This is a genomic window from uncultured Nocardioides sp. (assembly GCF_947488025.1).
Lineage (GTDB): Bacteria > Actinomycetota > Actinomycetes > Propionibacteriales > Nocardioidaceae > Nocardioides.
In genome coordinates this window covers 407877-428417 of record NZ_CANKYS010000001.1, presented here as the reverse complement: position 1 = coordinate 428417, position 20541 = coordinate 407877, and the positions used below count along the sequence as shown (strand labels likewise).

Sequence of the window (20541 nt, the reverse complement as noted above, 5' to 3'; positions counted from 1 at the left end):
ACCTGCGCGGTCACCGTCGATCAGGAAGAACCCCGGCGCGCCCCTGAACGTGGACCGGGCAGGATGTGCGCCATGGCCTACGAAGCAGCCCCCGACAGGTACGACGACACGACCGGGATGCACTACCGGCGGACCGGCCGCAGCGGCCTCCGGCTGCCGGCCCTGTCCCTCGGGCTGTGGCAGAACTTCGGCACCGACCGGCCCGAGGAGACGCAGCGCGCCATCCTGCGACGGGCGTTCGACCGCGGGGTCACCCACTTCGACCTCGCCAACAACTACGGCCCGCCCTACGGCCGCGCCGAGGAGAACATCGGCCGCTACCTCGCCGACGACTTCGCGGCCTACCGCGACGAGCTCGTCATCTCGACCAAGGCGGGCTACGACATGTGGCCGGGCCCCTACGGCCAGGGCGGCGGCTCGCGGAAGTACGTCCTGGCCTCCCTCGACCAGTCGCTCGCGCGGATGGGGCTCGACTACGTCGACATCTTCTACAGCCACCGCTTCGACGCGGAGACGCCCGTCGAGGAGACGATGATGGCGCTGGACACCGCGGTGCGGTCCGGGCGCGCGCTCTACGCCGGCATCTCGTCGTACTCCCCGGAGCGCACGCGGGAGGCAGCCACCGTCGCACGCGAGCTCGGCACGCCGCTGCTCATCCACCAGCCGTCCTACTCGATGCTCAACCGCTGGATCGAGGGCGGGCTGCTCGACGAGCTCGAGGAGCAGGGGATGGGCTGCATCGCCTTCACCGCGCTCGCCCAGGGACTGCTCACCGACCGCTACCTCGACGGCGTCCCGGAGGACTCCCGTGCGGCTCGCGACGGCTCGACCATCACCGGCCTCGACGACGAGACGCTCGGGCGCGTGCGGTCGCTCAACGCGATCGCCGAGGGCCGCGGGCAGAAGCTCGCGCAGCTGGCGCTCCAGTGGGTGCTCCGCGACGACCGCGTGACGAGTGCGGTGATCGGGGCCTCCAGCGTGGAGCAGCTCGACACCAACCTCGACGCACTCGACGCGACGCCGCTGACGGAGGCCGAGCTCGCCGAGATCGACCGTTACGCCGTCGACTCCGGAGTCAACCTCTGGGCGAAGCAGATCGAGGAATGAGCCCGGCCCCCAGGCGCGTGGTGGTCGTCGGCGCCGACGCCGCCGGCATGTCGGCGGCGCACCAGGCCCTCCGCACGGCGGCGGGACGCGGTGAGGCGCTGTCCGTCGTCGCCCTCGAGGCGGGGCGCCACACGTCCTACAGCGCCTGCGGGATCCCCTACTGGATGGCCGGAGACGTCGGCAGCGGTGACGACCTGGTGGCCCGCACCGCCGACGAGCACCGCGACGCCGGCATCGACCTGCGCCTCGGGACCGAGGTCGTCGCGGTCGACCTGGCGGCACGCACGGTGACGACGGCCGCGGGGGACGTGCTGGACTACGACGACCTGGTCGTCGCCACCGGTGCCCCGGCGGTCGTGCCCGACTGGGCGCTGCGCCCCGACGGGACGTCGTACGACGGGGTGGGCGTGGTCAAGACCCTGGACGACGGCGCCGCGTGGGTGCGCAGCTTCGCGCGCGTCGGACCGGGCGCGCACGTGGTGGTCGTGGGGGCGGGTTATGTGGGCGTCGAGGTCGCGGAGGCGGCACTCGAGCAGGGGTTCGGTGTCACCGTCCTGACCCGTACGCGCGGCATGGGGATGCTCGAGGACGAGATGTCCGACCGGGTCAACACCGGGCTGGTCGATGCGGGGGTGGAGCTGGTGCTCGGCGCCGAGGTCACCGGTCTCGAGCTCGACGGCGACCGGGTGACCGGGGTGCACTGGGAAGGCGGCTCGCGGGAGGCCGACCTCGTCGTGGTGGCGGTCGGCGTCAAGCCGGCCACCGGGTTCCTGGCGGGCAGCGGACTGGAGATGACCGAGGACGGGGCGCTGCGGCCCGACCCCCAGGGGCGGGTGGCCGACCACGTCTGGGCGGCCGGGGACTGCTGCGAGGTGCGCCGCCGCATCGACGACCAGTGGGTCTTCCGCCCGCTCGGCACCCACGCGACCAAGCACGGGCGGGCGCTCGGCGACAGCCTGGCGGGTGGCGACCTGTCGTTCGACGGGATGGTCGACACGTCGATCACGCGCTTCTCCTCGGGCGAGGTGCACCTCGAGATCGCCCGCACCGGGCTGTCCCGTGCCGACGCGGAGGGCGCCGGCTTCGACCCGGTCGCCCTCGTCACCGAGGGCTCGACGGCCGCTGGCTACATGCCCGAGGCCGAGCCGATCGCGATCTGGGTGATGGCCGACCGCGCGACCCGCCGGCTGCTCGGCGTGCAGGTCGTGGGCGGGCACGGCGCGGGCAAGCGCATCGACACCGCGGCCGCCGTGCTGTGGGCGGGCGGATCCGTCGACGACCTCGCCTGGATGGACCTCTCCTACGCCCCGCCGTTCGCCACGACGTGGGAGGTCCTGCAGATCGCGGCGCGGCGGGTGGCCGAGCGGCTCTGAAAAACGGCGGGCGCCGGCCGTCCGGGTCGGTCAGGATGACGACATGGACGTCGAGATCGTCACCCTCGCCGAGCGGCCGGACCTCATGGACACCTTCTGGGACATGGAGACGTCGTGGCCGGAATTCATGAAGCACGACCCCATCGGCAACGGCTACTACGCCTCGCTGGAGCACTTCGCCGAGTTCGTGCTCGTCTGCCTCGACGCGTCGGGGCGCCAGGTCGCCAAGGCGCACTCCGTGCCCTTCCGGCTCGACGACGACGAGCTGCCCGACGCGGGGTGGGACTTCGCGATCCGCAGCGGCCTGCTGACCGCGCTGTGGGGCGAGGAGCCCAACGCCGTCTCCGCGGTCGAGATCGCCATCGAGCCCGGCCTGCAGGGCACCGGGTTGTCGGGCCGGATCGTCACCGCGCTGCGTGACAACGCCGGCCGGCTCGGCTTCCCCGAGCTGCTCGCGCCCGTGCGCCCCAACGGCAAGAGCGACGTGCACGAGTCGATGACGGCGTACGCCGCCCGCACCCGCCACGACGGGCTGCCCATCGACCCGTGGCTGCGCGTGCACGTCCGGGCGGGCGGACGGATCGACCGGGTGGCGCCGCGCTCCATGGTCATCCCCGGCACGGTCGAGGAGTGGCGGGAGTGGACCGGGCTGGCGTTCGACACGACCGGCCCGGTCGTCGTACCCGGGGCGTTGGCGCCGGTGATGTGCGACGCCGAGCACGGCACGGTGACCTACGTCGAGCCCAACGTCTGGGTCAGGCACCCCACCGGCGTGTGAGCGTCAGGCGCCGCTGACGAGCTTGCGGACCTCGTTGACGCACAGCGCGAGGAAGGCGAGCGCGATGATCGCCATGAGCACGTTGGAGTGCAGCTTGTTGCGCCACTCCGCGGGAGTGCGGTCGGTGTTGAGCAGCCACAGCAGGGTGATCGCGAGGAACGGCATGAAGAACGCGCCGAGGACGCCGTAGGCGAGGATCAGCCACACGGGCTTGCCGAGGAACATCATCACCATCGGCGGGAACGTCAGCCAGAGGATGTAGACCTTGTACCACTTGCCGCCGGCGCGGGCGTCCTTCTCCTCGCCGCCGGTCACGTTGGTCATGAAGTCGGCGAACATCAGGCTCACGCCGTTCCACACGCCGACCAGCGAGGACATCGCGGCGGCCCAGAAGCCGACCAGGAAGAGCTTGCCGGCCCAGTCGCCGTAGCGATCCTGCAGCACGACGCCGAGGTCGAGGAGGCCCGCGTCGCCGGACTCGATGGCCACGCTCGTGGAGTAGAGCAGCTCGGCGCCGACCACCAGGGTGGCCAGGACGAAGATGCCGGTGACGACGTAGGCGACGGTGTTGTCGATGCGCATGACCCGCATGTAGGCCGGGGTGCTCCACCCCTTCTCGCGCAGCCAGTAGCCGTAGGCGGCGAGCGTGATGGTGCCGCCGACACCGCCGGCGAGGGCCAGGGTGTTGATCAGCCCGTCCTCCGGGATCCTCGGCGCCAGGCCGGTGAGCACCTCGCCGAGGTTGGGCACGGTCAGCAGCGCGGCCCCCACCATCGTGACGAACATGATCCCGACCAGCGCCGCGAGCACCTTCTCGAACACGCTGTAGCGCCCGGTCCACACGAGCACCAGGCCGAGCAGGCCGGAGAGGATGCCCCACCAGGTGACCGACAGGACGCCGGTCAGGCCGGCCAGCGCGAGGCCGGTGCCGGCCATCGCGGCGGCGCCGTAGACGAAGCCCCACACCACGATGTACGGCGCGAAGTACCACGTCGTCCAGGCGCCCAGCGAACGCCAGCCCTCGAAGATCGTGCGTCCGGTGGAGAGCGAGTAGCGACCGGCGCCCTCGACGAGCACGATCTTCATCAGGCAGCCCACGACCACGCACCACAGCAGCGTGTAGCCGAACTTCTGCCCCGCGATCAGCGTCGCGACGAGGTCGGCCGCCCCGACGCCGGTCGCGGCGACGACGAGCCCGGGGCCGATGATCCGCCAACGGGGGGCGGTGGTCTGCTCGGTCGAGCCGGTCGAGCCGGTCGAGCCGGTCGAGCCGGTCGAGCCGGTCGAGCCGGTCGAGCCGGTGGAGGTCGTGTCAGCCATGGCCAGCACCCTAACGGTGGTCTGGACCAGTGGCCGGCGGTGCGGCGACTCCTGGCCGTAGGCGAGATCTGCGAACCGGCGCGGATGGGCACGTCCGCGTCGGACGGGTCGTGGCGGTGAATCTCGTCCTGGCGGAGCCGTGACCAGGGCCCCGCGCTGGTCGACGGCGGCTCGTCGTAACGTCATGAGAATTCGAGGTTCGAATCCCGGATCCTCATGACGTCTGCGTGGCCCTCAGGTAGTGGCGCGGGGATATCCACGCGACGGCGGGCTGGGTGGCTTGCGAGAATGCGGCCGTGGGTCATGTGGATGTCGCCGGAGTGCGCTACGAGCTGCCGGACGGGCGGGTGCTGCTCGACGACGTCAGCTTCCGGGTCGGCGACGGGCAGAAGGTCGCGCTGGTCGGCGCCAACGGCGCGGGCAAGACCACGTTGCTGCGGATCGTCACCGGAGACCTCAAGCCGCACGCCGGGGTGGTCACGCGCTCGGGCGGGCTCGGGGTGATGCGCCAGTTCGTCGGCCACGGGGGCGCCGACGAGACGGTCGCGGACCTGCTGCTGTCGGTCGCGCCCGCCGACGTACGCCGCTGGTCGCAGGAGGTCGCGGCGCAGGAGCTGCGGCTGATGGACGACGACAGCGAGCCGGTGCAGATGGCGTACGCCGAGGCGCTGGGGCACTACGGCGACGTCGGCGGCTACGACCTCGAGGTGGTGTGGGACAAGGTCACCACCGCTGCGATGGGGATGCCCTTCGACCGGGCGAAGTACCGCGCGCTCACCACGCTGTCGGGCGGTGAGCAGAAGCGGCTGGTGCTGGAGTACCTCCTGCAGGGGCCCGACCAGGTGCTGTTGCTCGACGAGCCGGACAACTACCTCGACGTGCCCGGCAAGATCTGGCTCGAGGAGCGCATCCGGGAGTCGCCCAAGACCATCCTGTTCATCAGCCACGACCGCGAGCTGCTCGACAACACCGCCACCCGCATCGTCACGGTCGAGCTCGGCAGTGCGGGCAACCTGGTGTGGACCCACCCCGGCGGCTTCGCGAGCTACCACGAGGCGCGGGCCGAGCGGTTCGAGCGCTTCGAGGAGCTGCGCCGCCGCTGGGACGAGGAGTACGCCAAGCTGCGCGCCCAGATGCTGATGTACAAGCAGAAGGCGGCCTACAACTCCGACATGGCCAGCCGCTACCAGGCGGCGCAGACGCGGTTGAAGAAGTTCGAGGAAGCGGGCCCGCCGACCGAGCAGCCGCGCGAGCAGCAGGTGAAGATGCGGCTCAAGGGCGGGCGCACGGGCAAGCGGGCGGTGGTGTGCACCGACCTCGAGCTGACCCACCTCATGAAGCCGTTCGACCTCGAGGTCTGGTACGGCGAGCGGGTGGCCGTGCTGGGCTCCAACGGCTCCGGCAAGTCGCACTTCCTGCGCCTCCTCGCCGCCGGCGGCAGCGACCCCGACGTCGAGCACCAGCCCGTCGGCGTACCGCCTGCGCCGGTGGCGCACACCGGCAGCGCCAAGCTGGGGGCGCGGGTGCGGCCGGGGTGGTTCGTGCAGACCCACGAGCACCCCGAGCTCGTCGGGCGCACCCTGCTGGAGATCCTGCACCGCGGCGACGACCACCGTGACGGCATGGGCCGCGAGGCCGCCAGCCGGGTGCTCGACCGCTACGAGCTCGCCCACGCCGGCGAGCAGCGGTTCGACTCGCTCAGCGGCGGTCAGCAGGCGCGGTTCCAGATCCTGCTGCTCGAGCTGTCGGGGGCGACGCTGCTGCTGCTCGACGAGCCCACCGACAACCTCGACGTGCAGTCCGCCGAGGCGCTCGAGGCGGGGCTCGAGGCCTTCGACGGCACCGTGCTGGCGGTGACGCACGACCGATGGTTCGCCCGCGGCTTCGACCGCTTCCTGGTCTACGGCGCCGACGGCGAGGTCTACGAGTCCGACGGCCCGGTCTGGGACGAGGGTCGGGTGTCCCGCGCCCGATGAGCCTCGACATCCTGCCGGTCGACCCGACCGACGACACCGCCTTCGCCGCCTGGCACCACGTGTACGAGGCCTCGGCGCGCCACGAGCTGGGCGAGGTAGCGACGCCGTGGCAGCTGGAGGAGCTGCGGGCGACGATGCAGGCCGCCGGTAGCCACAGCCGGTCGGGTGCCTGGTCGGCCGTCGCGGGCGGGACGACGGTCGGAGCGGGGTGGCTGCGCACCCCGCTGCTCGACAACGTCGAGCTGGCCGAGCTCGACGTCCACGTGCTGCCCACCCACCGGCGTCGGGGCACCGGCACCGCCCTGCTCACGCTGCTCGAGGACGAGGCCCGCGCGCGTGGACGTCGCGTGCTCACCGGCCTGTCGTCGTGGCCGTACGACGCCGGGTCGGCGGGCGACGGTGCCTCCGGGCCGGAGTTCGCCCGGGCTCGTGGCTACGAGCTCGCCCTGTCCGAGGTGCAGCGCGAGCTCCGGCTGCCGGTCGACGACGACCTGCTCGCCGGGCTCGCCGACGACGCGGCCCGATCCCACCCGGCGTACACGCTCCGCTCGTGGAGCGGTCCGGTGCCCGACGACCTGCTGCAGGGATGGGCCGAGATCACGTCGATCCTGGCCACCGAAGCGCCCACCGGCGACCTCGAGCTCGAGCCGGAGGCGGTCAGCACCGAAGCCGTGCGCGAGCGTGAGGAGACGGTCGCGCGGCAGGGGCGCACGAAGTACAACACCGTCGCGCTGTCGTCCTCGGGGGACGTGGTCGCCTACTCCGACCTCGCCACGACCGCCCACGAGACGGGTCATGCCTACCAGTGGGGCACGCTCGTGCGTCGTGCCCACCGGGGCCACCGGCTGGGGGTCGCGGTCAAGGTGGCCAACCTGCGCCTGCTGCAGAGCGAGCGGCCCGACATCACCCGGCTGACGACCTACAACGCCGAGGTCAACAGCCACATGATCGGCGTCAACGAGGTGCTCGGCTTCCGTCCGGTCGCGCGCCTGGGCGACTTCCAGAAGAAGCTCGCCACGACCTGACCCCGCAGCGTGCGCACGCTCACGCCGGTGTGGCCGCGCCCCATGCCTTGGGGGGAGCACGGGTCTGTCCAACGTCGATGAGGATGATCGGGTGCTCAGGCCCGCCTCCCACCTCCACGACACGGACCTCGCCGCGCCGCACCACCTGCTCCTCGGCCCCGACACGCACGGGGTCACCCGATACGCCGGCGAGGTGGCCGGCGCTGCCCGCGCGCCCGTGGTCCGCGACGTCGCCCAGCTCGTCCCCGGGGCGGCGGTGCACCTGCACCTGACCGACCGGCTGCTGGGCCGCGAGCCGGGAGAGGCGGCGGCCGCGGTGGAGCGGCTCGCCCGCCGGGTGCGCCTGACGGTGACCCTGCACGACGTCCCGCAGCCCACCGACGGCCCCGTGTTCGCCGCGCGTGCCGAGGCGTACGGACGCATCGTGCGCGCGAGCCACGCATGGGCCACCAACTCGTGGCACGAGCACGCCCTCGTCGACCGCTGGAGCGCCACCGGGGCCCGCGGGACCGTCATCCCGCTGCCGGTGCCCGTCGCGCCCGGTCGGCCCGGTCGACCCGCTCCGTCCGCTGCGGCAGGCGGAGCCGTCGACCCGGAGCCGGTGGTCGGCGTCTTCGGCTTCGTCTACCCCGGCAAGGGCCACCGCCAGGTCGTCCGCGCGGTCGCCGCGCTGCGACGGGCCGGAACGATGGCCTCGGTGCGGATCCTCGGCGACGCTGCGCCGGGCCACGCCGACGAGGTCGACGGGCTGGTCCGCACGGCCCGGGACAGGGGAGTGCCGGTGGAGGTCACCGGCCGCGTGCCCGAGGACGACCTGGTCCACGCGCTCCGCGGCGTGGCGGTCGGGGTGACGGCACACCGCAACGTCTCCGCGTCGGGCAGCCTCAACTCCTGGATCGCCGCCGGCCGGCGCCCCCTCGTGCGCGACGGCTCCTACGCCCGCGAGATGGCCGCGCTCCGTCCCGGCACCCTCAGCCTCTTCGACGACTCCACCCTCGTCCCGCGCCTCGACGCCGTGCTGCGCCGGCCGACGTCGACGTGGACCGCTCCCGACGCCGACCTCGGTCCGCGGATCGAGGAGACGGCCGCGGCCTACCGCGCGTGGTGGGCGTCGGTCGGATGACCGCGCCGCCCTGGGGCACCTCGGTGCCGGGCAACCGCTGGGACCTCGCGCCCGACGGTGCGCCCCGGCGGCGGGTGTCGGTCGTGGTCACCCACTTCGAGCAGCAGGACGAGCTCGACCGCACGCTCGCGGCACTGCGCCGCCAGACCCGGCTGCCGGACGAGGTGATCGTCACCGACGACGGGTCGCACCGGGCGCCCGAGGTCCCGCCCGGGGTGCGCGTGGTCCGGCAGCACGACGACGGCTTCCGGGCGGCAGCCGCGCGCAACCTCGGCGTCGCGGCGAGCACGGGTGAGCTGCTGGTGCTGCTCGACGCCGACACCGTCCCCGAGCCGCACTTCGTCGAGCGCATGGTCGCCCTGCCCGAGGCCCTGCCCGAGGCGCTGGTCGTGGGACGCCGCCGGCACGCCGACCTCGCCGGCACCGCGCCGGACGGTGCGATCGAGGAGGTCGCGCCACCGCTGGAGCTGCCCGAGCCGGCCTGGCTCCGCGACGCGTACGCCGACAGCCGCGACCTGCTGGACGCCGACCACACCAGCCACCGCTTCGTCATCAGCGCCGTCCTCGCGTGCAGCCGCTGGTGGTACGACGAGGTCGGTGGCTTCGACGAGACCTTCTCCGCCTACGGCGGCGAGGACTGGGACTTCGCCCACCGCTCCTGGACCGCCGGCGGCCTGGTGGCGCACCGCCGCGACGCCGTCGCCTGGCACGACGGACCGGACGCGGGAGCCCGTGAGGCGGACCCGGGCGCACTCCTCGCCGAGACTGTGGCCGTCGCCGATCGCACGTCCGCGCCCGGCACCACCTGGCGCGGACTGACGCGCGGTCCGGCCGACCTGGTCGTCACCCTCGCCCCGACCCTGGGCGACGCGGAGCTGCTGGTGAGCGTCGACTCGCTGCTGGCCGCGCTGCCGCGCACCGTCGTACGACTCACGGAGCGGCAGCGCGACCTGGTGGGCGACGACCCCCGGGCGGTGCCGGCCGAGGAGGACGTGCCGGCGTCGGCACGGCTCCACCTCGAGGTGCGCCAGTGCCTGTTCGGCGACGTCGCTGCGTGGACGTCGCTCCTCGACGGCCTCGACGGGGGCATGGGCTCCCGCGAGGTCGCGGCCGGTCGCGCCGAGCTGCAGGACCTGCGCCTGCGCCGTCGGGCCGAGCGGTGGGGGCGCCCCGACCTCGCGACCGCAGGCCCGCCGCTCGACGCGACGCTGCGGCCGTGGACCGAGGACGTCACGCTGGCGGCGTGGCTCGGGGGCTGGGCCTGACGGCTACGAACGACGCGTGCGGCGCAGCACGGCGCGCGCGAGCACCCACGCCAGCAGGCCGGCCGCGACGGCGAGGACGCCACGCAGTGGCCACGGCCACGGGCCTCGGTCGACGTCGTCGGGGGTGACGACCTCGAGCGAGGCGGCGACGGACGCGGCCAGCTGGAAGCGACCGACGCCGAAGGACGTCAGGTCCGACATCCGCATCAGGGTGCGCGGCTCGGTGCCGTCGAGCGGGACCACGGAGAGGGTCTGCTGGTCGTACCCGCAGCACGTGTCGGTGCCCTCGACGGCGAGCACGGTGAGCACCTCGTCCTGGCCGGACCAGCCCAGGACGCGCCCCGGACCGGTGAGGTCGAGCGGAAGGGGGTCGGGCACGTCGCCGGCGCCCCCGGTCGCGTCGACGAAGGCCAGCCCGGTCGGGATGCCGGGAGCCTCCACACCCGGCGGCGCCTGTACCGGCTTCGTCGTCGTGACGGCGAGCAGCCGGCCGTCGGGTGACCAGGCGGCGGGACCCGCCAGCACCCCGTCGACCTCGAGGCTCCGCTCGGCACCGTCCTGCAGGTCAACGACGGTGACCACCCCGGACTGGTCGACCGCCACCTCCGATCCGTCGGGCGAGAACGCGGCCCCGGTGGACGACCTGTCGAGGTCCAGCACGTCGGTGGCGCCGTCGGTGGGGTCCAGCACCGCGATGTCGCCGGTGATGCGACCGCCGGAGTAGGGGTTGGTGGCCTCGTCGGAGACCAGGCTCGCGAGCGTCCGACCGTCCGCGGACCAGGCCACCGGGACGACGCTGCGCCCGGTGGGGAGCGGGTGGCGGGTGGTGTCGCCGGTGCTCAGGTCGACGACGACCACGTCGGAGCGGTCCATGTCGTGGTCGCCGACCGCCACCCGGCTGCCGTCCGGCGAGAGCAGCATCGGCGCCGGGTCGCCCTGGGTCTCCCCGCCGGCGCGCCCCTCGGCGACGTCGACGCGGCGGTAGGTGTCGCCTCCCGCGCCCAGCACGACCGCCTGGGGGAAGTCGAGGAACTCGACGCCGTAGCCGTGCTGCCACAGCGCGACGACGGATCCAGGTGGCGACGACGAGACCGAGCCGGTCAGGTGCGAGTAGCCCGCCATCTCCGCCGGCACCGCGGGTGCGGTGACGGTCGTCGGGCTGCCGCCCTGGCCGGTGAGGACGACGACGAGCGCAGCGACGGCCAGGCCGACGACGGGAGGCACTACGGCTGCCTGGCGCACGCCCGGAGTCTAGGGGCGTACGGCGTCAGCCGAAGGCGCTGATGCCCGTCTCGGCGCGGCCGATGATGAGCTTCTGGATCTGCGACGTGCCCTCGTAGAGCGTCATCACCCGCGCGTCCCGCAGGTACTTCGCGACCGGGAAGTCGTCGACGTAGCCCGCCCCGCCGTGCACCTGGATCGCGTTGTTCGCGGCGCGCACGGCGGCCTCCGAGGCGAAGAGCTTGGCCTTGGAGGCAGCGACCCCGAAGGGCTGGCCCCGGTCGATGAGGTCGGCGCACCGCCAGGCCAGCAGCCGCGCAGCGTCGGCGTCGAGCGAGATGCCGGCGATGAGGTCCTGCACGAGCTGGAAGGACGCGATGGGCTTGCCGAACTGCGTGCGCTCCGTGGCGTACGCCACCGACGTCTCGAGGCAGCCCTGCACGATCCCGACGCAGCCCGAGGCGACGGCGAGACGGCCCTTGTCGAGGGTGCCCATCGCGATCCTGAAGCCCTGGCCGACCTCGCCGAGCCGGGCCGAGTCCGGGACGCGTACGCCGGACAGGAACAGCTCGGCGGTGGCCTGGCCGCGCAGACCGAGCTTGTTGCGCACCTCGCGGGCCTCGAAGCCGGGGGAGTCGGTCGGGACGAGGAACGCGGTCACGCCCCGCGGGCCGTCGTCGCTCGTGCGCGCGAAGACGAGGGCCACGTCGGCCCACGTCCCGTTGGTGATGAAGAGCTTCTGGCCGTCGATCACCCAGTCCGAGCCTGTCGAAGGGTCGCGGACCGCCCGGGAGGTGAGGTTGCCCGCGTCGGACCCGGTGCCCGGCTCGGTGAGCCCGAAGCACCCGAGTGCCGTCGCGGAGGCGAGCCGGGGCAGCCACTCCTGCTTCTGCTCCTCGGAGCCATGGTCCAGGATCGACTTGCCGACCAGGCCGCTGCTCACCGACACGATGCCGCGCAGCGCGGAGTCGGCCCGGCCGAGCTCCTCCATCGCGAGGGAGTAGGTGACGTAGTCGCCACCCACGCCGCCGTACTCCTCGGGGATGGTGAGTCCGAAGAACCCCAGCTCGGCCATCTTCGGCACGATCGCCAGGTCGACGGACTCGTCGTGGTCCCACCGCATCCGGTGCGGGACGGCCTCCCGCTCGAGGAAGTCGCGGGCGAGGTCGCGGAAGGCCTGCTGCTCGTCGGTGAGCGAGAGGTCCATCAGACCGCGTCCACCAGCTCGTGGTCGGTGACGCGCGCGGACAGCCGGCCGAGGTGGTGCCCGGCGTTGCCGAGCCACTGCTCGAGCACCGTGAGGTGCGCGGTCCCCACGCCGACGGCGTACTCCGCGGTCATGCCGATGCCGCCGTGCAGCTGGATCGCCTCCTGCCCGATGTGGCGCGCCGCCCGGCCGACCTGGAGCCCGACGCGGTCGGCGGCGTCGGCCACGACCTCGCGGTCGCCGCCCGCGATGGTCATGGTCGCCCAGTCGACGGTGCTGTGGGCGAGCTCGAGCGAGACGTACATGTCGGCGGCGCGGAACGTGAGCGCCTGGAAGGTGTTGAGGGTGACCCCGAACTGCTTGCGGCTCTTGAGGTAGTCGGTCGTCGCGCGGACCTGGCTCTGCATCACGCCGAGCGCCTGGTTGGCGCCCATGATGCGGGTCAGGTCGCTGATCGTGGCGATGCTGGCCGACAGGTCGCGGCCGGGCTCGCCCAGCGGAGTGGCCTCACTGCCCTCGAAGCGGACCGTGGCCGCCCGGGTCAGGTCGGCGGCTGCGTAGCCGGTCACCGACGCCGCGGCCGCGTCCACGACGAAGACGCCCGTGCCGCCGTCGGGCAGCGCTGCCGTGACGACGAGGTGGTCGGCGGACGCGCCGCCCATGACCGGGTCGGCGACGCCGTCGAGGGTCCAGGTACCGTCGGCCACCGAGGCACGTACGCCGTCGGCGTCCGAGGTCCAGCGGTCGCCGGGGGAGGTGTCGGCCGCAGCGAGCAGGACCTCGCCGGCGCTGAGGCGCCCCAGCAGCTCGGCCTTCTGCTCCGCCGTCCCGACCGCGGCCACCAGGCCTCCGGCGTGGACGACCCCGGACAGGTAGGGCTCGGGCGCGAGCACGCGGCCCAGCTCCTGGCACACGATCCCGATCTCGACCGGACCGGCGCCGACGCCCCCGTCGGCCTCGCTGAAGGGCAGCCCGAGGACGCCCATCTCGGCCAGGCGCCCCCACAGGGCGCGGTCGAAGCCCGGGTCGTCGGCCACCGTGCGGCGCCGCGCCTCGTGGTCGGCGTACGCCGTCGCGAGCAGGCCGCGGACGGCCTCGCGCAGCGCCTGCTGCTCGTCGTCGTAGGTGAAGTCCACGTCGTCCCCCTCAGAGTCCCAGGATCGTGCGGCTGATGATCTGGCGCTGGATCTCGTTGGACCCGCCGTAGATGGAGGCCTTGCGGAGGTTGAGGTAGGTCGGCGCCGCACGGCGCGCCCAGCCCTCCTGGGGCGAGTCGTCGTCCGCACGGGCGGCCAGCGAGGCCGGACCCGCCAGGTCGAGGGCGAGCTCGCTGACGGCCTGCTGGAGCTCGGTGCCGCGGAGCTTGAGGACCGACGAGGCGGGGTGCGGCGCACCGTCGGAGGAGTGCGCGACCACGCGCAGCGCGGTGAGCTCGAGGGCGAGCAGGTCGTTCTCCAGCTCGGCGATGCGGGCCCGCACGAGCGGGTCGTCGAGCAGGGCGCCCGCGTGGGACTTGAGCGCCGACAGCGCCCGCTTGGTCGCACCCACCGGCGCGACGCCGACCCGCTCGTTGCCGAGGAGGAACTTGGCGATGGTCCAGCCGCCGTTGAGGTCACCGACCAGCAGGTCGCCGGGCACCCGCACGTCGGAGAACCACACCTCGTTGACCTCGTGGCCGCCGTCGATGAGCTCGATCGGGCGCACCTCGACGCCGGGCGTGGTCATGTCGATGAGGAGCATCGAGATGCCGGCCTGCTTCTTCACCTCGGGGTCGGTGCGGACGAGGGTGAAGATCCAGTCGCCGTGCTGGCCCAGCGTGGTCCACGTCTTCTGACCGTTGACGACCCAGTCGTCGCCGTCGCGCACCGCGCTCGTGCGCAGGCTGGCGAGGTCGGATCCCGCGTCGGGCTCGGAGAAGCCCTGCGACCACCAGATGTCGAGGTTGGCAGTGGCGGGGAGGAAGCGCTCCTTCTGCTCCTGGGTGCCGAAGTGGGCGATCACGGGCCCGATCATGGACGCGTTGAACGCCAGCGGGATCGGCACGCCCGCGCGCTGCATCTCCTCGTGCCACAGGTGCCGCTGGAGCTCGGTCCAGTCCTGGCCGCCCCACTCGACCGGCCAGTGCGGCACGGCGAGGCCCTCGGCGTTGAGGGTCCGCTGGGCCTCCACGATCTGGTCCCGGGTGAGGTGCCGTCCCTCGAGCACGGTGTCGCGGATCTCCTGCGGGACCTTGGTCGTGAAGATCTCCCGCATCCGCGACCGGAACTCCGCGTCGGCGGGGCTGAGCTCGAGCTGCATGTGACTCCTCGGGTCGGACGGGTGGCCCCATCATGGCGGTCACCCGGTAACGGGTCCATGCACGCACTCCCGCCCCCACTGATGGGGGCGGGAGTGCGGTGTCGGACCCGTTACCGGGGGTCAGCCCTGTGTGGCGTCGGAGTCGAGCACGAGCTCGGCGCTCTGCTCCTCCCCGCCGCTGTCGGTCCAGGTGAGGGTCACCGAGTCGCCGGGGCGGTAGGAGCGGATGGTCGCGACGAGAGAGTCGGCGCCGGTGATCCGCTGGTCGTCGACCTTGGTGACCACGCTGCCGGAGTCCAGGCCGGCCTTGTCCGCCGTCGAGCCGGGCGTCACCTCGCTCACGACGGCGCCGGCGCCCTCACCGGTCTGCGGGTCGCCGACCTGCACGCCGAGGCGCGCGTGGGTCGGGGTCTCGCCTGCCGCCATCTGGTCGACGATCGGCATCACCTCGTCGATGGGGATCGCGAACCCGAGGCCGATCGAGCCCGCCTCGGACTGGCCGCCGTAGGGCGACTGCGACGCCGCCGTGCGGATCGAGGAGTTGATGCCGATCACGGCACCGGTCAGGTCCACGAGCGGGCCGCCCGAGTTGCCGGGGTTGATCGCGGCGTCGGTCTGGATCGCGGGGTACGTCGTGGAGTTGCCCTGGTCGTCGGAGCCGACGTTGACGGGACGGTCGAGCGCGCTGACGATGCCGCTGGTGACGGTGGCGTCGAGGCCGAACGGCGAACCGATCGCGACGACGCTCTCGCCGACGCCGAGGTTGGCGGACTTGCCGATGGTGGCCGGAGTCAGGTCGGAGACCCCCGCAGCCTTGATGACCGCGGTGTCGGTGAGCGGGTCGGTGCCGAGGACCTCGGCCTCCGCGCTGGTGCCGTCGTCGAAGGACACGGTGAGGCTGCCCGCCTCGGCGCCCTCCACCACGTGGTTGTTGGTGAGGATCGTGCCGTCGGCCGTGAGGACGATCCCGGAGCCGGACCCGCCGCCCTGGGCCGTGGTGACGTCGATCTTGACGACGCTGGGCAGCACCTTCTGCGCCACGGACTCCACCGACCCGTCGGCGGCCGGGGTCTGCGACTGCGAGGCGACCGGAGAGGTGGAGACCGGGCTGGTCTGCGAGGAGCCGCCCGACCCGTCCTGCGTGGCGTCCCACCAGGCCGCACCGCCGATGCCGGCCCCTCCGCCGACCAGCAGGGAGGTGGCGACGACCGCGGCGACCAGACCTGCGCGGCCCCGGCCCGCGCGCTCGCGCGGCGGCGTCTGAGCGGGCTGCTGGACGGGGAACCCCGACTGCGCGCCGTACGCCGGCGGCAGGGGCTGGGTGTGGTGCGACTCGGTGCCGGTCCACCCCGCCGAGGCGCGCTGGTAGGGGTTGTCGTCGGCCGGCTGGGGGTGCTGGGGGGTCTGTCCGTCGCTCATGTCCTCGACGATGCGCCGCGACCCTGTGGATGCCCTGAGAACGGGCTGGGAAGGTGCAGAGACCTCGCCGCGGATCACTGCGCGGCCTCAGCGGGGCAGGTCGGGAAGCGCCAGCCACTCCGCCCAGGTGAGGTCGCGCCCGACGTAGCGCGGCCGCTCCAGCGGCCACTCCGTGGCGATCCAGCGCGGGACCAGCTCGTCGAGGGCCGCCTCCAGCTCGGTCCCCACGCACTCGTCCACGACCCACCAGGAGATCTCGGCGTCGGCGCCCGGCTTCTCCGGCGGGTCGATGTAGACGCAGCCCAGCAGCGCCGTCTCGTCGGTGTCGAGGAGCGCGTAGTTGAAGGACTCGTGGGTCTCCATCTCCGCCGCGTGGCGGGCGAGGTCGGCGCGGTCGGCCTCGTGCGTCATGTCGGCGGGCGGCCATCCCCACGCCTCGCCGTAGATGCTCCACAGCCGATCGCGCGAGCCCATCACGGCGACCATGTCCAGGTCGGTGTCCTCGGCGCGGATCGGTCGCAGGTGGTGCCCGAAGGGGACGTCGACCCGTGTCGGGTGGCGGAAGTCGGCGGGCAGCCAGGTGGGGCGGGTCTTGTCGGTGGTGGTGGGCGGCGGTGGCATGGGAGGTCCTCTCGGCGGTCGTTCGGGGTGGTCAGGGGCTCGGCGCCGCGTGGGCGACGGACCGGCGTAGCGCCGCGAGGCCGCGGCTGGTGTTGGACTTGACGGTGCCGGTCGAGCAGCCGAGCACCGCGGCCGTCTCGGCCACGCTCAGCTGCTCGTAGTAGCGCAGCGCGACGGCGGCACGCTGCTGCGGCGGGAGCGCCAGGACGAGGTCCCAGAGCCGCCCGGCGTGCTCCACGGTCGTGGCCGGCCCGTCGGCCGGAGCGGTCTCCGGCACGGCGGCCGAGGCGACCTCGTCGCGTCGCCACGGCTGCCGCTGCCAGCTGACGTACTGGCGGGTGATGGTGCGCCGGACGTAGGCGTCGGCCGCCGCGCCCTCGCGGATGCCCTCCCAGCGGGGGAGGACCCTGACCAGTGAGTCCTGGAGCAGGTCTTCCGCGCTGTGCGGGTCGCCCGCGACGACGCGCGCCCAGCGGAGCAGGGCCGGTCGCCGGGCGGCGACGTACGACGCGAAGTCGGGCGCCGTCGGCGCCTCGTCGTGCACGACGGCGGCCATGTCAGGACCGGCGCACCGAGCGCAGGAGCGCGGCGGAGACGACCACGAGCCAGATCGGCCCGGTCATGCCCGCCATGTACTGCAGCGGGCTGACCAGGAGCACGGTGGTCAGTCCCCCGAGCACGAGGCTGGTCCAGCCGAGCCAGCGGGAGAACGCGCCCTGCTTCAGCGCCGCGCTGGCCAGGGCGAGGGCGGTCAGCCCGATGCCGCCCCACAGCCACGGGATGGTGCCGATCCAGTGGCCGAAGAAGACGACCGTCTCGGGGACGAGCACGTCGTCGGGATCGGAGAGCCCGAAGGCGAACTCGGTCGTCAGCCCGGCGCCCAGCAGCTGGGCGACGCAGACCATCACGAGCCCGATCGCCGCGACCCCCGGCACGATGCTGTCGGGGTGCGTACGTCGCTGCAGGTGTCGGTGCAGGCCTGCCGCGAACACGACCAGCAGGGCGCACGAGACCATCGTCGCGGTGTGGAAGGTGAGGATCTGCGGCACCAGCTCCGCGGTGGCGTCGGTGATCGCCTCGGCGTCCCCGCCGTTGGCCGGGTCGTAGACGGCGTCGACCATGCCGCTGGCGAGGACGGAGGCGATGCCCGCGAGGCCGGCGCCGAGGCCGGCGAGCACCCAGACGCGGCCGGGTGGCCGGGTGGGTGCGCCGGTGCCGGCATCGCGGTGCGGACCGGACGCGGTGGACGGATCGAGCGTGGTGCTCATCTGTGGCTCCTCGGGTGGTGGGGGCACGGATCCGTGCCGGGCCACCACCCTCGGTGCGTACGACGCCGTGGACCACGGACAGCCGCAGGTGTGCGAGGGATGTACGAGCCGGTGTCAGGCCCCCGTCCGGCCTGTCAGGCCCCTGTCAGGCCGGGGTCGGGTCGGGGCCGCGCAGCATCGCCGCGGCCTGCAGGGGGGAGAACCCGCGCCCGGTGTCCAGGGCGTCGTCGTAGCGGTCGGCGCCCAGGTGCGACCGCGCGTCGTCGGCCGCGGCGGTGATGGTGTCGGGGTCCGGCCGGTAGTAGCCGTAGCCTCGGGCTCCCTGCGCCTCCCGGATCGCCTGAGCCGCACCCAGCAGCAGCGGCACCCGTGCGTGCTGGTCGGAGGCGGCGGCGAGCACCGCGCCCGCGTCGAGCAGGTAGGCGAGGTTGGCCTGGTCGCCGGTCTCGAGCGAGAGCCGGGTGCTCTCCTCGAGGTGGCGGCGGGCGGCGTCGTGGTCGCCGCGCCCGAGCTCGACCTGGAAGAGGTTGTAGAGGGCGATGTAGGACGACAACCGGTCCTCGCGGCTCCTGGCCGAGTCCAGGCCGGCCTCGATCAGCCGCACTGCCTCGTCGGCGTCACCGTCGAGGAGTGCGACGGTGCCCAGCCAGACGTGCGCCAACCCCCAGGTCCACTGGACCTCGGGTCCGCCGACCGCGGCATGGTGCATGGCCTCCTCGAAACGGTCACGGGCCAGCACGAGGTCGCCGTCGACGAGCGCCGCCAGGCCCTCGCCCGCGACAGCGTTGGAGAGGACCACCGGGTCGTCACCCGCGTGCTGGTGGGCCCGTGCCCACGAGGCGGCGGCCGCCGTGACGTCGTCCATCGCGAAGGCCATCGTGGCGGCCGCGAGCGCGGCGCGGGCGTGCACGTCGTCGGGCAGGTCGGCGGCGTGGTGGAGGGCGGTCTCCGCGAACCGCCGGCCGTGGTCGTGGTGCCCGCGCAGCCACCAGTAGAGCCACAGCTCCCAGGCCATCCGGGCCGGGGTCTCGATGTCTCCCGCCGCGAGTGAGCGCTCGGCGGCCGCGGTGAGGTTGGCGTGCTCGAGGTCGATGCGGTGGAGCGCCGCGACCTGGCCGCCGTCGCGATAGCTCGAGTGGTTGGCCTGGGCGACCGTCAGGTAGTGGGCCGCGTGGGCGCGTGCGGCCTCGTCCCACTCGTCCGCCTCCCGCAGCAGGTCGCGGGCGTACTGGGCCACCGGCTCGAGCATCCGCAGGCGCCCCTGGCCCTCGGCGAGGACCAGCGAGTGCTCGACGAGCTCCTCGAGGCTGGTGACGACCTCGTCGTCGGCGATGCCGACGCGGGCCGCGATCGCCTCGAGGTCGGCGAGGGTGGTGCCACCGGCGAAGACCCCCATGAGCCGCAGTAGCCGGCGGGCCGGTGCATCGAGCAGTCCCTGGCTCCAGTCGAGCGTCGCCCGCATCGTGCGCTGGCGCGGCGGCAGGTCGCGCGGCCCCGCCTGGAGCGCCGTGTCGAGCCGCTCCAGCAGCGAGCCGGGGTCGAGCAGCCGCGCCCGGGCGGCGGCGAGCTCGAGGGCGAGCGGCAGCCCGGCGAGGCGCTCGCAGGTGGCGCCGACCGCCACGGCGTCGGCCGGGTCGGCACCCCATCCGGGGTTGACCCGCTGCGCGCGGTCGAGCAGGAGCAGGGCGGCGGGGGAGGGCGACCCGTCCGGCAGGTCGTCCACCTCGAGCGGGTCGACGGCGTACTCCGTCTCGCCGCGCACGCGGAGCGGCGCCCGGCTGGTCGCCAGGACGGAGAGGTCGGGCACCGCCTCCACGAGGGCGGCGACGTCGGGCGCGGCGTCGAGGAGGTGCTCGACGTTGTCCAGCACCAGGAGCAGGTGCTGGCCGCGCAACCGGTCGACGATGTCATCGGCCACCGACCGGGTGGGGTCGCGGGTGGCGTCCACGGCGTCGGCGACCGCGGGGAGCAGCTGGCCCGGCTCCAGGAGCGGCGCGAGCTCGACCAGCAGCACGCCGTCGGCGTAGCGGTCGCGGACGGCCGCCGCCGCCGCCAGCGACAAGCGGGTCTTGCCCACGCCGCCGGGCCCGCTGAGGGTCACCAGGCGACTCCCGCGCAACAGGTCGCCCACCCGCCCGACGTCGTCGTCACGACCGATCAGCGGCGTGGCGGGGACCGGCAGCTCGCGCCGGCCGGGAGCGGTCTCGGGAGTGGCGCCGGGGGTGGCGCCCGAAGCGGTGGAGGAAGCGCGCGGTGCCCTCGACGGGACGGCCGCCAGCAGGGTCGCGCGCTGCTCCTCGGTGAGGTCCAGCGCTGCGGCGAGCGAGCGCAGCGTGTGGGGGTAGGGGCGCGTACGGGTCCCGCGCTCGAGGGCGCTGATCGCGTGCGGGCTCAACCCCGCGCGCTCGGCGAGCTCCTCCTGGGAGAGGCCGGCGTCCTCGCGCATCCCGCGCAGCACCCTGCCGAGGGTGCTGTCCCCACGTGTCCCCACGTCACCTCCGTGACCGATGCCGTCGCCACCCCGAGTGCTCGGGAGTGTA

General features: G+C 73.6%; 17 protein-coding genes. 7 read left to right on the top strand and 10 right to left on the bottom strand.

The features are described 5' to 3' along the window. The first annotated feature begins 72 nt into the window (after nt 1–72). The 3 genes from mgrA to Q1B24_RS01920 are packed head-to-tail and all read left to right on the top strand — an operon-like array spanning nt 73 to nt 3258. The gene (gene mgrA, locus Q1B24_RS01930) at nt 73–1107 is read left to right on the top strand and encodes an L-glyceraldehyde 3-phosphate reductase (RefSeq protein ID WP_299922636.1); all 1035 of its coding nucleotides are present in this window, start codon (nt 73–75) and stop codon (nt 1105–1107) included. Continuing rightward, nucleotides 1104–2480, top strand: coding sequence for an FAD-dependent oxidoreductase (locus tag Q1B24_RS01925; RefSeq protein ID WP_299922634.1), 1377 nt, complete (start codon nt 1104–1106; stop codon nt 2478–2480). The genes mgrA and Q1B24_RS01925 overlap by 4 nt, the downstream gene beginning before the upstream one ends. 43 nt (nt 2481–2523) lie before the next feature. After that, nucleotides 2524–3258 carry an N-acetyltransferase gene (locus Q1B24_RS01920; protein ID WP_299922631.1) on the top strand — a complete coding sequence of 245 codons (735 nt, stop codon included), beginning with the start codon at nt 2524–2526 and terminating at the stop codon, nt 3256–3258. 3 nt (nt 3259–3261) lie between these two features. Here the strand turns inward: Q1B24_RS01920 and Q1B24_RS01915 are convergent, their stop codons facing one another. Further along, nucleotides 3262–4578, bottom strand: coding sequence for an Nramp family divalent metal transporter (locus Q1B24_RS01915; RefSeq protein WP_299922629.1), 1317 nt, complete (start codon nt 4576–4578; stop codon nt 3262–3264). A 296-nt stretch (nt 4579–4874) separates the two neighbouring features. Between Q1B24_RS01915 and Q1B24_RS01910 the strand changes: the two genes are divergently transcribed. The 4 genes from Q1B24_RS01910 (at nt 4875) to Q1B24_RS01895 (ending at nt 9967) form a co-directional block, all read left to right on the top strand. Beyond that, on the top strand, nt 4875–6554 hold the full coding sequence (locus Q1B24_RS01910) for an ATP-binding cassette domain-containing protein (protein WP_299922627.1): 1680 nt from the start codon (nt 4875–4877) through the stop codon (nt 6552–6554). Further along, entirely contained in the window at nt 6551–7579 is a 1029-nt protein-coding gene (locus Q1B24_RS01905) for a GNAT family N-acetyltransferase (protein WP_299922620.1), read from the top strand. Before Q1B24_RS01910 ends, Q1B24_RS01905 begins: the two co-directional genes overlap by 4 nt. Nucleotides 7580–7670: 91 nt before the next feature. After that, the gene (locus Q1B24_RS01900; RefSeq protein ID WP_299922618.1) at nt 7671–8702 is read left to right on the top strand and encodes a hypothetical protein; all 1032 of its coding nucleotides are present in this window, start codon (nt 7671–7673) and stop codon (nt 8700–8702) included. Next, entirely contained in the window at nt 8699–9967 is a 1269-nt protein-coding gene (locus Q1B24_RS01895; protein WP_299922617.1) for a glycosyltransferase, read from the top strand. The genes Q1B24_RS01900 and Q1B24_RS01895 overlap by 4 nt, the downstream gene beginning before the upstream one ends. Nucleotides 9968–9970: 3 nt before the next feature. Here Q1B24_RS01895 and Q1B24_RS01890 read toward each other — a convergent pair whose 3' ends face one another. The 9 genes from Q1B24_RS01890 to Q1B24_RS01850 all read right to left on the bottom strand — a co-directional run bounded on the left by Q1B24_RS01890 (nt 9971) and on the right by Q1B24_RS01850 (nt 20492). Next, on the bottom strand, nt 9971–11209 hold the full coding sequence (locus tag Q1B24_RS01890; protein ID WP_299922615.1) for a hypothetical protein: 1239 nt from the start codon (nt 11207–11209) through the stop codon (nt 9971–9973). A gap of 25 nt (nt 11210–11234) precedes the next feature. After that, nucleotides 11235–12395, bottom strand: a complete 1161-nt coding sequence (locus Q1B24_RS01885; RefSeq protein WP_299922613.1) for an acyl-CoA dehydrogenase family protein — start codon at nt 12393–12395, stop codon at nt 11235–11237. Then, a complete protein-coding gene (locus Q1B24_RS01880) occupies nt 12395–13531 on the bottom strand; it encodes an acyl-CoA dehydrogenase family protein (RefSeq protein ID WP_299922611.1) in 1137 nt (378 codons plus the stop codon). Before Q1B24_RS01880 ends, Q1B24_RS01885 begins: the two co-directional genes overlap by 1 nt. Nucleotides 13532–13541: 10 nt before the next feature. Next, nucleotides 13542–14693 carry an acyl-CoA dehydrogenase family protein gene (locus Q1B24_RS01875; RefSeq protein WP_299922609.1) on the bottom strand — a complete coding sequence of 384 codons (1152 nt, stop codon included), beginning with the start codon at nt 14691–14693 and terminating at the stop codon, nt 13542–13544. 120 nt (nt 14694–14813) lie between these two features. Next, nucleotides 14814–16112 (bottom strand): trypsin-like peptidase domain-containing protein, encoded by a 1299-nt coding sequence (locus tag Q1B24_RS01870; RefSeq protein WP_299922607.1) that lies wholly within the window; start codon nt 16110–16112, stop codon nt 14814–14816. Nucleotides 16113–16199: 87 nt separating this feature from the next. Then, nucleotides 16200–16733: a GNAT family N-acetyltransferase gene (locus Q1B24_RS01865; protein ID WP_299922605.1), complete on the bottom strand. Its 534-nt coding sequence runs from the start codon at nt 16731–16733 to the stop codon at nt 16200–16202. A 31-nt stretch (nt 16734–16764) separates the two neighbouring features. Further along, on the bottom strand, nt 16765–17289 hold the full coding sequence (locus Q1B24_RS01860; RefSeq protein ID WP_299922603.1) for a SigE family RNA polymerase sigma factor: 525 nt from the start codon (nt 17287–17289) through the stop codon (nt 16765–16767). 1 nt (nt 17290) lies between these two features. Beyond that, a complete protein-coding gene (locus Q1B24_RS01855; protein WP_299922601.1) occupies nt 17291–18001 on the bottom strand; it encodes a hypothetical protein in 711 nt (236 codons plus the stop codon). A gap of 145 nt (nt 18002–18146) precedes the next feature. Continuing rightward, the gene (locus Q1B24_RS01850; RefSeq protein WP_299922599.1) at nt 18147–20492 is read right to left on the bottom strand and encodes a helix-turn-helix domain-containing protein; all 2346 of its coding nucleotides are present in this window, start codon (nt 20490–20492) and stop codon (nt 18147–18149) included. Between the last annotated feature and the right edge of the window lie 49 nt (nt 20493–20541).